Genomic DNA, 759 nt, shown 5'->3' with positions numbered 1-759 from the left:
ATTGCGCCCGGTGACGATCACCGTCTGCTCGGTGGGCCGGTTGGCGAGTGCCTCGCGGACCGTGGCAATGTCGAGATAGCCGAACTTGAGCATGTAGGTGATCTCGTCGAGGACCACGAGATAGACCTCGGGGTCGCTCAGCAGGCGTTGTGCGTCCGCCCACACGGCTTCACAGGCCTGGGTGTCCGACTCACGGTTCTGGGTCTCCCAGGTGAAGCCGGTGGCCATGATATGCACGCTCAGGTTGGGATCGCTCTCGAGGCGTTCGCGCTCGCCGCATTCCCACATGCCCTTGATGAACTGCACCACGCCGGTCCGGTAGCCGTAGCCGAGCGCCCGGGTGACGGTGCCCCAGGCGGCGGTGGTCTTGCCTTTGCCGTTGCCGGTGAAAACCAGCAACAGACCGCGCTGCTCGGTGGCGGCGGCGACTTTCTCGTCGACATGCGACTTGAGGTTGCGCATGGCGTTGCGATGGCGGGACTGACGGTCGGTCATGCGAGATTCCTGGACAAAAGAGGCAACGTAACGCGACGGCGGCGGTGCCACAATCCTGGAAGGAATCGGATCCAGAGATCGTCGGCATTATCGCAAGGGAGTAGGATGATGGCAGTAAAGGCGAGGCCTATCAGGAGACGATGGTGGAGGCATTGAGGCGGCGTATCGAGCGCCAGATCATGGGCGTGACCGGCATGGCCTTGGGCGATATCGATTATGAACACCCACCGGGCGACCCTGGCCTTTTCGGGCCGCAGAGCGTGT

Annotated in this window: 1 protein-coding gene; it reads right to left on the bottom strand. The window is 63.0% G+C overall.

Going from position 1 to position 759, the window contains the following annotated elements:
- A partial coding sequence (gene cobO, locus OP495_RS18585) for a cob(I)yrinic acid a,c-diamide adenosyltransferase (RefSeq protein ID WP_280571258.1) occupies positions 1 to 495 on the bottom strand: 495 nt, incomplete at its 3' end.
- Positions 496 to 759: the final 264 nt, after the last annotated feature.

This window comes from Chromohalobacter sp. 296-RDG (genome assembly GCF_029889885.1).
GTDB lineage: Bacteria > Pseudomonadota > Gammaproteobacteria > Pseudomonadales > Halomonadaceae > Chromohalobacter.
The sequence above is the reverse complement of the archived record's forward strand: the minus strand, read 5'-3'. Positions and strand labels throughout refer to the sequence as shown.